At 72.9% G+C, this 12,451-nt stretch carries 11 protein-coding genes; 5 read left to right on the top strand and 6 right to left on the bottom strand.

The genetic code is table 11. The features are described 5' to 3' along the window. Positions 1-35 precede the first annotated feature (35 nt). Positions 36-692 carry a metal-dependent phosphohydrolase gene (locus QCZ28_RS05530; protein ID WP_279515515.1) on the top strand — a complete coding sequence of 219 codons (657 nt, stop codon included), beginning with the start codon at positions 36-38 and terminating at the stop codon, positions 690-692. On the opposite strand, the gene QCZ28_RS05525 is transcribed toward QCZ28_RS05530, so the two are convergent. Beyond that, entirely contained in the window at positions 664-948 is a 285-nt protein-coding gene (locus tag QCZ28_RS05525; RefSeq protein WP_030327795.1) for a DUF4031 domain-containing protein, read from the bottom strand. The two genes, QCZ28_RS05530 and QCZ28_RS05525, sit on opposite strands and share 29 nt — an antisense overlap. A gap of 68 nt (positions 949-1,016) precedes the next feature. Between QCZ28_RS05525 and QCZ28_RS05520 the strand changes: the two genes are divergently transcribed. Then, a complete protein-coding gene (locus tag QCZ28_RS05520) occupies positions 1,017-2,417 on the top strand; it encodes an FAD-linked oxidase C-terminal domain-containing protein (protein ID WP_279515514.1) in 1,401 nt (466 codons plus the stop codon). A gap of 10 nt (positions 2,418-2,427) precedes the next feature. Here QCZ28_RS05520 and QCZ28_RS05515 read toward each other — a convergent pair whose 3' ends face one another. Continuing rightward, positions 2,428-2,961: a hypothetical protein gene (locus QCZ28_RS05515; protein ID WP_279515513.1), complete on the bottom strand. Its 534-nt coding sequence runs from the start codon at positions 2,959-2,961 to the stop codon at positions 2,428-2,430. An 88-nt stretch (positions 2,962-3,049) separates the two neighbouring features. Next, positions 3,050-4,867: a glycerol-3-phosphate dehydrogenase/oxidase gene (locus tag QCZ28_RS05510; protein ID WP_279515578.1), complete on the bottom strand. Its 1,818-nt coding sequence runs from the start codon at positions 4,865-4,867 to the stop codon at positions 3,050-3,052. Between the two features lie 217 nt (positions 4,868-5,084). Here QCZ28_RS05510 and QCZ28_RS05505 point away from each other — a divergent pair, with 217 nt between their 5' ends. The 3 genes from QCZ28_RS05505 to QCZ28_RS05495 all read left to right on the top strand — a co-directional run bounded on the left by QCZ28_RS05505 (position 5,085) and on the right by QCZ28_RS05495 (position 8,994). Beyond that, the gene (locus QCZ28_RS05505) at positions 5,085-7,685 is read left to right on the top strand and encodes a S8 family serine peptidase (protein ID WP_279515512.1); all 2,601 of its coding nucleotides are present in this window, start codon (positions 5,085-5,087) and stop codon (positions 7,683-7,685) included. Positions 7,686-7,731: 46 nt separating this feature from the next. Then, on the top strand, positions 7,732-8,667 hold the full coding sequence (locus QCZ28_RS05500) for a GNAT family N-acetyltransferase (protein WP_279515511.1): 936 nt from the start codon (positions 7,732-7,734) through the stop codon (positions 8,665-8,667). Between the two features lie 78 nt (positions 8,668-8,745). Then, entirely contained in the window at positions 8,746-8,994 is a 249-nt protein-coding gene (locus QCZ28_RS05495; RefSeq protein WP_279515510.1) for a hypothetical protein, read from the top strand. A 58-nt stretch (positions 8,995-9,052) separates the two neighbouring features. Here the strand turns inward: QCZ28_RS05495 and groL are convergent, their stop codons facing one another. The 3 genes from groL to QCZ28_RS05480 form a co-directional block, all read right to left on the bottom strand. After that, positions 9,053-10,675: a chaperonin GroEL gene (gene groL / locus QCZ28_RS05490; protein ID WP_030327802.1), complete on the bottom strand. Its 1,623-nt coding sequence runs from the start codon at positions 10,673-10,675 to the stop codon at positions 9,053-9,055. Positions 10,676-10,947: 272 nt separating this feature from the next. Then, entirely contained in the window at positions 10,948-12,090 is a 1,143-nt protein-coding gene (locus QCZ28_RS05485; RefSeq protein WP_279515509.1) for a hypothetical protein, read from the bottom strand. Positions 12,091-12,185: 95 nt separating this feature from the next. Then, positions 12,186-12,389, bottom strand: a complete 204-nt coding sequence (locus QCZ28_RS05480; protein WP_030327804.1) for a cold-shock protein — start codon at positions 12,387-12,389, stop codon at positions 12,186-12,188. Between the last annotated feature and the right edge of the window lie 62 nt (positions 12,390-12,451).

Genomic DNA, 12,451 nt, shown 5'->3' with positions numbered 1-12,451 from the left:
CCGCGCGTCGCGGGCGGATGCGGCAGACTCGGGCGGTGGCTGATCTGCTGGACCGGTGGCGGGCGGCGGCCCGGGATGCCGGCGCGAGGCCCGACCCGGACACGACCCGGGCCGGGGAGATGGTGATCGCCCGGTGGCGGGAGCCGCACCGGCACTATCACACGCTGGCCCACCTGACGGCAGTGCTCGATGTGGTCGACCAGCATGCCGACCTGGCCGATCGGGTCGACGCGGTCCGGTTGGCGGCCTGGTTCCACGACGTGGTCTACGACCCCCGGGCCGCTGGCGACGCCAACGAACGCGACAGCGCGGCGCTGGCCGGGACCGTGCTCACCGGGCTCGGGGTGCCGACTCCCACGGTGGCCGAGGTGCACCGGCTGGTGCTGCTCACCGCCGGGCACTCGGTGACCCCGGACGACCGCGACGGCGCGCTGCTCTGCGATGCGGACCTGGCCGTGCTGGCCGCGCCGCCGGCCCGCTACGAGCGGTACGCGGCGGCGATCCGCCGGGAGTACGCCCACGTGCCGGAGCCGGCCTTCCGGGCTGGACGGGCCGCGGTGTTGACCGGCCTGCTGGCGCTGCCCGCGCTGTTCCGGCTGCCGCCGCTGGCCACCCGGTGGGAAGAGCCCGCCCGGGCCAACGTGCGCCGGGAACTCGCCGCGCTCAACGGGGAGCCGCAGAGCGCGGGCTGACCAGGTGCTTCGGGCGACGCAGGCCGGTGCTGCGGAGCAACTGGACCAGCTCCCGGCTCGGCACGACCTGCGCACCGAGCCACACCGCCGCCGCGAACCGGTCGGCCGGGATGTCGTAGTGGTCCCGGTCGAAGCCGCGCCTCGGCGCACCGAGCGTCTCGGCGAAGGCGTGCAGCTCGGCGTACGAGACGTCACTGATCAGGTGCGACCAGAGGCGGCCGCGCCACGGCCAGGCCGGCCGGTCCAGGTAGAGCATGATGTCCAAGCTATCCCGTCGAGTCGATCATGTTGTTGATCGCCGGTCGGCGGCTTAGCCTCGGCTGCATGGCTGCCACCGCGCTCCTCGACGACCTGCGCGCCGCGCTCGGTGACGACGCCGTGCTCACCGACCCGGACCTGCTGCTGATGCACCAGCGCGACGAGGCCGACCTGTGCGCCGCCGGCCTGCCGTTGGTGGTGACCCGACCACGCGACACCGGGCAGGTGGTCGCCGTGGTCCAGGCCGCGGCGCGACACGGCGTACCGGTGGTGCCGCAGGGCGCGCGGACCGGGCTGGCCGGCGCGGCGAACGCGGTGGACGGCGCGGTGGTGCTCAGCACCGTCGCGATGAACGAGATCCGGGAGATCGATCCGGTGAGCCGGATCGCTGTGGTCCAGCCGGGGGTGGTCAACGCGGCGCTGGCCGGGGCGGTGGCCAAGCAGGGCCTCTGGTACCCGCCCGACCCCGGCTCCTGGGAGTCGTCCACCATCGGCGGCAACGTGGCCACCAACGCCGGCGGCATGTGCTGCGTCAAGTACGGCGTGACCACCGAGTACGTGCTCGGCCTGGAGGTGGTGCTCGCCTCCGGCGAGGTGCTGCGCACCGGGCGGCGTACGGCCAAGGGGGTGGCCGGCTATGACCTGACCCGGCTGTTCGTCGGTTCGGAGGGCACCCTCGGTGTGATCACCGAGGTGACCGTGGCGCTGCGGCCCGCCCCGGCCGACTCGCTGACCCTGGTGGCGGTCTTTCCGTCCGTCGCCACTGCCGGCGCGGCGGTGGCCGAGATCGCGGCTCGCGGACTCACTCCCAGCCTGCTGGAGTTGCTGGACCAGACCCACCTGCGGGCGATCGAGGCGTACCAGCCGATGGGGTTGCGGACCGACGCGCAGGCCCTGCTGCTGGCCGCCGCGGACACCGGCACCCAGGCGGCGGACGACCTGGCGGTGCTGGCCGAGGTGTGCGAGGCCGTCGGTGCCGACGAGGTCTATGCGGCCACCGACGCGGTGGAGGCGGCGGCACTGCTACAGGCCCGCCGGTTGGCCCACCCGGCGATGGAGAAGTTCGCGGCGGACACCTACCCGGGTGGCAACGGCGGCCTAGTGATCGACGATGTGGCGGTGCCGCGCGGCGCCCTCGCCGCGCTCCTGGACGGGGTCGCCCGGATCGCCGCCGAGTGCGAGGTGCCGATCGGCGTGGTGGGGCACGCCGGGGACGGCAACATGCACCCGAACATCGTGGTCGACCGGGCCGACCCGGCGAGCGTGGCGCGGGGCCGGCGGGCCTTCGACGAGATCATGCGGCTCGGCCTGGACCTGGGCGGCACGTGCACCGGCGAGCACGGGGTGGGGCTGCTCAAGCGGGACTGGCTGGCCCAGGAGGTCGGGCCGGTCGGCGTCCGGGTGCATCAGGCGATCAAGTCGGCGCTCGACCCGGCCGGCCTGCTCAACCCGGGCAAGGTGCTCTGACCGGCTGCGGTCAGCCCTTGACCTCGGCCGGGGTGGCCTGGGTCAGCAGCAGCAGGATCTCCCCGGCGACCGGCGTGAGCTCCTCACCGGGGCAGTCCTGTGAGGTGATCAGCCCGGTCGAGGTGATGAGGCTGGACGTCAGCGCGTCGATGCAGGTGGTCCGGTACCGCCGGGCCTGATCGGTCTCGTCGGCCAGCGCCGGGTTGGCCAGCAGCACCTGGAGCCGCTCGGTCAACTCCGGCGCGAGGGTGCCCCGGGAGGTCACCCCGTCGCCGGCGCAGTCGACGCACTGCCACGCGCCGTCGCGCTCGACGCTCAGGGTGCGCATCGGCCCGTCCTCACCGAGCCGCTGGAGCAGGCTGACCTGGCCGGCGGCGACAGTGGTGGGGATCTCCAGCTGCGACCCGCCGCCCGCTGTGCCGGTCGTCTGCTCCACCGAGTTGCTCGGCTTGTCCCCGTCGAAGAGCGAGCACCCGGTCAGGGCGCTGGCGAGTGCGACGGCGAGCAGGGGTCCGAGCAGACGAGGGCGGGCGCGGTGTTGCACGCGCGGAAACCTACCCCACCGTAGGTAGCGTTCGAAACCACCATCCGGGTCGGTATCGATAGTTACCCATTGGTAACGTCGCAATTCGTCATCGAGCGGACTGTCGCAGCTCCGCCTGATCGTCGTCGCCACCCCGGTCAGCCGCGTAACCCCGCACGTCCGGAGCGCCCAACCGGGCGGCGTCCGCCGCCGCGTCGTCCGGCATCAACTGGGACTGCCGCTCCGCCTCCACCCGGGCGCGGTAGTGCTCGACCTCGCGGGCCCGGGTGGCCGCGTCCCAGCCGAGCACCGCCCCCATCAGCTCGGCGGTGTGCTCCGCCGACTCCAACCCCCGGTGGCTGGTCTCGAACGAGATCCGGGTCCGTCGGGTCAGCACGTCCTCCAGGTGCAGCGCACCCTCGGCCCGCGCCGCGTAGGCGACCTCCGCCGCCAGATACTCCGGAGCGCCGGCCAGCGGGGACGCCAGCAGTGGATCAGCGTCCACCAGCGCCAGCAGGTCCAGGGTGAGGGTGCCGTACCGCTCCAGCAGGTGCTCCACCACGCCCACCGGCACGCCGTGCCGGCGGGCCAGGTCGGCACGGTCCCGCCACATCGCCGGGTACCCGTCGGCGCCGAGCAGCGGCAGGTCGGCGGTGCGCGACGCGCGGGCCCCACCGAGGCGGCGGGCGGCCCGGTCGACAACGTCCGACGCCATCACCCGGTACGTCGTGTACTTGCCGCCCGCGACCAGCAACAGCCCGAGCATCGGCTCGAAGACCGCGTGCTCACGGGAGAGCTTCGAGGTCGAGTCGGCCTCGCCGGCCAGCAGCGGCCGCAGCCCCGCGTACACCCCCTCGATGTCGGCGGTGGTCAACGGCCGGTCCAGCACCGTGTTGACCTGCTGGAGGAGGTAGTCGATGTCGCGGGCCGAGGCGGCCGGGTGGGAACGGTCCAGCCGCCAGTCGGTGTCCGTCGTGCCGATGATCCAGTGCCCGCCCCACGGGATGACGAAGAGCACCGAACTCGCCGTCCGCAGGATGAGCCCCGTCTCGCCGGTGATCGCCGAGCGGGGCACCACCAGGTGCACCCCCTTGGAGGCGCGCACCCGGACGCCGGGCCGCAGGCCCACGTCGTTGAGCATCCGGGACATGTCGTCGCTCCACACACCGGTGGCGGCGATGACGGTGCGGGCCTGCACCTCGAACTCCGCGTCCGGTGAGCCGGGCGGAGCCTCCAGGTCCCGGACCCGGACGCCGGTCACCTCGCGCGCCTGCCGGATCAGCCCGACGGCGCGGGCACTGCTCACCACGGTGGCGCCCAGGCTGGCCGCGGTGCGGGCCAGGGTGACCACCAACCGGGCGTCGTCGACCTGCCCGTCGTAGTAGCGGATGGCCCCCGCCAGCGCGTCGGCCCGCAGACTCGGGAAGATCCGCCGGGCACCCTCCCGGGTCAGGTGACGGTGCAGCGGCATGCCCCGGCCCCCGCCGAAGACCCCCGCGAAGGCGTCGTACGCGGCCACGCCCGCGCCGTAGTACGAACGGCGGAAGACCCGGGCCGGCAGGTCCCGCAGGCCCCGCCCCGCCGGCAGCGGCACCATGATCGGCACCGGGCGGACCAGGTGCGGCGCGAGCCGGGTGGCCAGCAGGCCGCGCTCGGTGAGCGCCTCGTGGACCAGGTGGAACTCCAACTGCTCCAGGTAACGCAGGCCACCGTGGATGAGTTTGCTGGACCGGCTGGAGGTGCCCGCCGCAAGGTCACGCGCCTCGACCAGCGCCACCTTCAGGCCCCGGGACGCCGCGTCCAGGGCGGCACCGGCACCGGTCACCCCACCGCCGATGACCAGCACATCGAAGCGTTCGGCACGTAGTCGACGCAGGTCGGACGCACGGCGGACCGGTGAGAGCTGACCGGCGACGGATCGGGAGATATTGGGGTCGCGCACCCGTCCACCGTAACCGCCGGGCCGACGTGTCGACATTTCGCCGCCCGCGCCGCACGGCCCCAAATGCCCATTTCGCGACCCTCGCCTGTCGGAGATCTTGGACAGTTTCCGTTAGCTGCTAACGGAAACTGTCCAATATCTCGACGATTCTTCGAGGTGGCACTTGGTCCGGAACCGTTCACCGTGGTCGTAAGGTTCTCGGATGCACGGTCAACCCGGGTACCCCGCAGTCAGCTCTCGAACGTCCCCATGGCCGGTGGTCGCGGCAGTGCTGGTCGGCTGCTGGACGGTAGCGGTCACCGTGGGCACCCAGACCGGTGGTTGGCTCACCGACCAGGTGCTGCTGGGCTTCGGACGGGACCGGCTCGGCTGGCTCTGGCCGGTGCTCGGCCTGGCCACAGTGGCGCTGCTCGGCACGCCCGCCCTGCTGCTTGCCGTTGCGCCCCGGTCGGCAGCGGTCCGGGCCACCGGGCGGGTCTGGCTGATCGGCGCACTCGCTCTCGGCGTGCTCACCCTGCTGCGGGTCGTGCCGCCGGTGCACCACGAGGCGTACCTCGCCGCGCTGGCCGGCGTCGCGGTGCTCGGCGCACTCGCCGTGCGCTGGGCGGCGCGCCGGTCTGCGTACCCCGGGCTGGTTGGCCCGGTCGACGGCCCGGCACCCGCCGGGAACGGCGACACCGCGCGGCCCGAGACCACCGGACACGGCGACGCCACCCGACCCGAGACCACCGGACACGGCGACACCACCCGGCCCGAGACCACCGGACACGGCGACACCACCCGGCCCGAGGCCGCCGGGAACGCGGAGCCGGTCGCACCCCCGCGCCGGCCCGGCCCGGTGCCGCTGCTCGCGGTCGCCGCCGGGTTGGCGCTGCTGCTGCCGTGGGCGTGGTTGGGTGCGCTCGGTGGCCTCCTGGAGACCGCGCTCGCGCTGCTGGCGGCCGCCGCGCTGGGGGTGCTCGCGGCGACCCTGCTGGATGCCCCCTTCTGGTCCGTGTTCGCGGTTGGCCGACCACCCCGGCCGGCTCGACTGGTGCTGGTCGGCGGCTTGGTCGCCGGGGTGGCGTTGCTGCTGCTCGCGGCCGGGGCCGGCCAGTCCGGCGGGCAGCTTCCCGGGCTGCTGACAGTGCCGCCGGTGGGTTTCGCGCTGGCCGCGCTCTGGGCGGCGGCCTGGCGGTCCGCCGCCGACCCGGCCGAGGTCAGGCGGGCGGGCCGGGCGGCGACCGGCTGGCTCGTGGGCCTGGCCGCGCTCGGCCCGCTGGCCTTCACCGACCCGGAAGAGATCACCCTGCTGCTGGTCGGCACCCGGGACATCCCGTTCTGGGTGGCGGCCGCGGCCGGCGTCGGGCTCGCCGTCGCGGTGGTGGTCGCCATCGGGTACGCGGTGCTGCTCGCCCGGCCGACGGCACGCACCCCGAACCGGCGGGTCGCCGCGGTGGCGGCGGTAGTGCTGCTGGTGGCGTTCGGGGTGGTCGACCTCGGCCCCGGCCAGCCCGGCCTGTACGGCGAGCGGCTGTTCGTGGTGCTGCGCGCCCAGGCCGACCTGAGCGATCTTCCGGCCGGCGCGCCGGGTCAGGCCGGGCGGGACGCCCGCGCGGCGGAGGTCTACCGGCGGCTCGTGACGACCGCTGAACAGAGCCAGGGCGACCTGCTGCGCGAGGTGAACCGGCTGCGCCTCGACCCGGTGTCGTACTACCTGGTCAACGCGGTGGAGGTGGATGGCGGCCCGGCGGTGCGGGCCTGGCTGTCCGGCCGGCCGGAGGTGGCCCGGGTGCTGGTCAGCCAGCGGCTACGCCCGCTGCCGGCCCCGGCCGGGCAGAGCCGGGGCGACGTGCCCAGACCCACCGCCCCGGAGTGGAACATCCGCCAGATCGGTGCCGACCGGGTCTGGTCCCAGCTCGGGGTCACCGGCACTGGCATCGTGGTGGGCAGCTCCGACTCGGGGGTGGACGGCAGCCATCCGGCGCTGAGCGCCGGGTTCCGTGGTGGAGACGACTCCTGGTACGACCCGTGGGACGACACCCGGAGCCCGACCGACCAGGGCGGACACGGCACCCACACGGTAGGCAGCGCGGTCGGCCGGGACGGCATCGGCGTGGCACCGGACGCGAAGTGGGTGGGCTGCGTCAACCTGGACCGCAACCTCGGCAGCCCCGCGCACTACCTGGACTGCCTCCAGTTCATGTTGGCGCCGTTCCCGGCAGGTGGTGACCCGTTCACCGACGGCCGTCCGGAGCGCGCCCCGCAGGTGCTGACCAACTCGTGGGGCTGCCCACCCATTGAGGGTTGCGACCAGCGGGTCCTGCGGCCGGCCACCGCCGCCCTGGACGCGGCCGGGATCTTCGTGGTCGCCGCGGCCGGCAACACCGGCCCCTGGTGCGCCTCGATCGACGACCCGCCCGCCCCGTACCCCGACGTGCTGACCGTCGGCGCGGTGGACGCCCAGCGGCGGGTGGCGGAGTTCTCCTCGCGCGGGCCGGTACCGGGCGGCTCGGGCAAGCCGGACGTACTGGCACCGGGGGTGGGTGTGGTGTCGGCCATGCCGGGCGGCACGTACGCCGCGCTGGACGGCACGTCGATGGCCACCCCGCAGGTGGCCGGGGTGGTCGCGTTGATGTGGTCGGCGAACCCGGCGCTGGTCGGCGACGTGGACCGGACCCGGCGGATCCTCCGGGACACCGCCACGGCGGCGACGCCCACCTACCGCTCCGACAGCCCCTCCGACGCCTGCGGTGGGCCGTCGAACGTGACCGGCGCCGGCCAGGTCGACGCGTACGCCGCCGTGCGCGCCGCCCAGCGATAGTGGGGGGGGGTGCGACCCGACACCCGGTGATCTAGGGTCGGCGACCATGGACGCCGAGATCACCGTCACCGAGCTGACCGCCGACCTGGCCCCCGCCGTGGTACGCCTCTGCCAGCAGGCCCTCGACCTGCCCGAGGACGCCGCCGAGGCGGCTTCCATCGTGGACGTGCTCTGGCCGCGGGCCTCCGCCGACCGGCCGGTGGTCGGGCTCGGCGCGTACCGGGGCGCGGACCTGGTGGGGGCGCTGATCTGCTCGGTGTCGTCGGCCGAGCCGGGGATCGGGCACGTGGACCTGGTCGCGGTCCACAGTGATCAGCGGCGTCGGGGTGTCGGCCGGGCCCTGCTCCAGCGGGCCGAGCGGGTGCTCGCCGAGCGGGGGGCGACCGAGGTGCTGCTGGCCGGGAATCCGCCGTACTACGCGTGGCCGGGGATCGACGTCCGCTACACCCCGGCGGTCTGCGCCGCCCTGGCGCTCGGCTACCGGCAGGACCGGACCGCCTGGAACATGACAGCGGACCTGTCGTACGACGGGTCGCCGGCACTGCGGTCCACCGAGGCTGCCCAGCGGCGGCTGGCCGACCAGGGCGTCACCGTACGGCGGGCGGAGCCGGCGGACCTGCCGGCGTTGACGGCGTTCGCCAGGTCCACGTTCGGCGGTACCTGGGACGGTGAGTTGGCCGGGTCGGTGGGGCGCGCGGACGCCGGTTGCCACCTGGCGGAGCGGGACGGCGAACTACTCGGCTTCGCCGCGTACGGGTCGTCGCGGCCGAGTTGGTTCGGGCCGATGGGCACCGCGCCGGCCGCCGAGGGGTCGGGCATCGGTGGGGTGCTGTTGCGGCGCTGCCTGCGCGACCTGCGGGCGGCGGGGCTGGACCGGGCACAGATCGGCTGGGTGGGGCCGGTGCCGTTCTATTCGGGCAGCGCGGGCGCACGGATCGAGCGGGTCTTCTTCCTGTACCGGCGAGCCCTACCGACGACATAACTGGGGCAAATAGGACGTAGATCCGTTCGCCCGCGTCGGCCATCGACGCCCCCTACCGTTTCGGTAGAGGAGGCAGCCATGACCACGGATGACAACCAGACCGAGGACGGCCGGCCGATCACCTGGAAACCGGTGGGTGAACTCCCCGGTCAACTGCCGTTCGACCGGCTCGACTACGGCGACGCCGAGCAACTGGCCGAGATGGCCACCGACGGTGAGCCGTCGGTGGCCGAGGAACCTCAGGAGATGGTGGACGCGCCGATCCAACTGCTTCCGCCGTACGGCAGGGCACAGAAACGGCGCAACCAGCGCCCCCTACCGACCTGACGACGAACGGGGCGGACCGCGTCAGCGGCCCGCCCCGTTCGGTGTGTCGGAACTGGACTCAGAAGTCCATTTCCCCGCCACCCGGGCCAGCCGGGGCAGCCGGGGTCTTCTCCGGCTTGTCCGCGACAACAGCCTCGGTGGTGAGGAAGAGCGCCGCGATGGAAGCGGCGTTCTGCAGCGCCGAGCGCGTCACCTTGGCCGGGTCGATGATGCCCGCGGCCAGCAGGTCGACGTACTCGCCGTTGGCGGCGTTGAGGCCGTGACCCGCTTCGAGGTTACGGACCTTCTCCACCACGACGCCGCCCTCAAGGCCGGCGTTGACGGCGATCTGCCGCAGCGGGGCGTCCAGCGCGACCTTGACGATGTTCGCACCGGTCGCCTCGTCGCCGACCAGGTCGAGCTTGTCGAAGGCGGTCTTGCCGGCCTGCACCAGCGCGACGCCACCACCCGGGACGATGCCCTCCTCGACGGCGGCCTTCGCGTTGCGAACGGCGTCCTCGATGCGGTGCTTGCGCTCCTTGAGCTCGACCTCGGTGGCCGCGCCGACCTTGATGACCGCAACGCCGCCGGCCAGCTTGGCCAGCCGCTCCTGCAGCTTCTCCCGGTCGTAGTCGGAGTCGCTCTTGTCGATCTCGGCCCGGATCTGGTTGACCCGGCCCTGGATCTGCTCGGCGTCACCGGCACCGTCGACGATGGTGGTCTCGTCCTTGGTCACCACGACCTTGCGGGCGCGGCCCAGCATGTCGAGGCTGGCGGCGTCGAGCTTGAGGCCGACCTCCTCGCTGATGACCTGGCCACCGGCGAGGATGGCGATGTCGGTCAGCATGGCCTTGCGGCGGTCACCGAAGCCCGGCGCCTTGACGGCGACCGACTTGAAGGTGCCACGGACCTTGTTGACCACCAGGGTGGCGAGGGCCTCGCCCTCCAGGTCCTCGGCGATGATCAGCAGCGGCTTGCCCGACTGCATGACCTTCTCCAGGATCGGGAGCAGGTCCTTCACCGACGAGATCTTGCTGTTGGCGATCAGGATGTACGGGTCGTCGAAGACGGCCTCCATACGCTCCGGGTCGGTCATGAAGTAGGCCGAGATGTAGCCCTTGTCGAAGCGCATACCCTCGGTGAGCTCCAGCTCCAGCCCGAAGGTGTTGCTCTCCTCGACGGTGATGACGCCTTCCTTGCCGACCTTGTCCATCGCCTCGGCGATGATCTCGCCGACGGTGCTGTCGCCAGCGGAGATGGAGGCGGTGGAGGCGATCTGCTCCTTGGTCTCGACGTCCTTGGCGAGCTTGGACAGCTCCTCCGAGACGCTCGCGACAGCAGCCTCGATGCCCCGCTTCAGGGCCATCGGGTTGGCACCGGCGGCCACGTTGCGCAGGCCCTCGCGAACCAGGGCCTGGGCCAGGACGGTCGCCGTCGTCGTGCCGTCACCGGCAACGTCGTCGGTCTTCTTGGCGACCTCCTTGACCAGCTCAGCGCCGATCTTCTCGTACGGGTCCTCGAGCTCGATCTCCTTGGCGATGCTCACACCATCGTTGGTGATGGTGGGGGCACCCCACTTCTTCTCGAGCACGACGTTGCGGCCCTTGGGGCCGAGGGTCACCTTTACGGCGTCGGCGAGCTGGTTCATGCCCCGCTCGAGGCCGCGGCGCGCCTCTTCGTCGAACGCGATCATCTTGGCCATACGGCGTTGTCCTCCTGGACACTCACGGGCCACCCGAGATGTGTGCCCCGGATGGGCCGCCTGGTGTACGCACCTTGGGACGTCGCCACCTGGCGACGACGACGTCCTTCGGCCGGGCCGGATAGCCCGCGACGACCGGCCATGTGTCACCCCGGCGTCTCCACGCCGGTGCAACCTGACCCCACCGTCCCGACCATTGGCACTCACGGTATGCGAGTGCCAATGACTTGTTTAGCACTCTCCCATGCCGAGTGCAAGCACGATTCCGCCGCTCAGCCGAGTTCCGCAGCCAGTACGGCGGTGTTCACCGGCGCCTCATGGGCCCGCTGCTCGGCGTACGTCACCAGCAGACCGATGAGTTGGGCCAGGTGAGCGGGCAGGGCCAGCACGGCGGTGATCCCGATCACGACCACCGCGCCGACCGCGGTGCCCGCCGAGGCGAACGGATCCGTTCCGAGCGGGGAGGTGCCCACCCCTTCCAGCACACCCGGGATCACCGTGCCGACGATCACCGCCGCGGCCACCAGGGCGACCCGACCGAGCAGCAGGCCCAGCCGGTCGTGGAACATCCGGAACGATCGACCGATCGGGTTGTGCCGCTCGAAGAGATAGACCGGGCCGGCCATGCTCAGCGCGAGGGCAAGGTAGATGCCCGGCAGCACACAGAAGCAGAGGCCCACACCGATCAGCAGGCCGATCAGCAGGGTCCAACCCCACAGCCCGAGGGCCCGACGCAGGCCGTAGCGCAGCGCCGACTCCAGACTGACCGGCTGACCGGCCGCCTGCTTGGTGATCACTAAGGTGCCGGCGGCCCATCCGACGGCCTGCACCAACCCGACCAGCAGGCTGCCGCCGACCAGCAGGACCAGAAGGTTCAGCAACTCGGCGGCGAAGTTGTCAGGAAGTGCCGGGTTCGGACTCGACTCGGCCTGGGCGGCCCACTGCGCCGACGGGTCCAGCCCGAGCGAGATCACCGAGAGCACCGCCGCCGGCAGCACCTGGGTGAGCAGCATGATCGGCACCAACTGCCGCCAGCCCCGACGCAACGCTGCGCCACACCTGTCGAACCAACCGCCGAGGCCGGTGCCGGGCGGCGTGACCAGTGCGTCGTTCGGGTCGAACCCGTAACCCGGCGGATACCAGCCGGCCGGCGGCCCCGGGTACCACGGCTGCCCGCCGTAGGGGCCCGACCCGGGCGGGTAGCCCCCGGTGGGCGGAAACGTCCAGCCCTGCTGCGGCGGACCGGCGCCCCAGGACCCGGTTACGGGATCCGAGCCGGGCGGCGGGCCGGCCGGGGGCAGGCCCGGGCCCCAGCCGGGCGGCGGACCGGAGTGGCCGGGGCTGCCGGCGGGCGAGGACGGGTCCGGCTCCCCGGACCCGGCGGACGACGTGGGCGGGGGCGGCTGGTCGGTCATGAACGCTCCTCGGCATCGGCTGGAACGGTCACGATCTTCCCGGCTGGGTGCCCCTGCCGCAGCCCCGACTCACCGGGGCCGATCGGTCCGAAAGCTCAGCCGGTGACGCGTACGTGCTCGGCCTGCGGACCCTTCTGGCCCTGGGCGATCTCGAACTCGACCCGCTGACCGTCGTCCAGCGCCTTGTAACCGTCCATCTCGATCGCGGAGAAGTGGACGAACACGTCCTGACCGCCGTCGACGGCAATGAAGCCGTAGCCCTTCTCGGCGTTGAACCACTTCACGGTGCCCTGTGCCACGGTGCACTTCCCTTACTCGCGCGGCCTTGCCTGACCCGGCGCACGGCGCAGCCGGGCGCCCC

It is taken from the genome of Micromonospora sp. DH14 (assembly GCF_029809455.1).
GTDB lineage: Bacteria > Actinomycetota > Actinomycetes > Mycobacteriales > Micromonosporaceae > Micromonospora > Micromonospora parva.
This window is presented reverse-complemented; position numbering and strand designations above follow the sequence as displayed.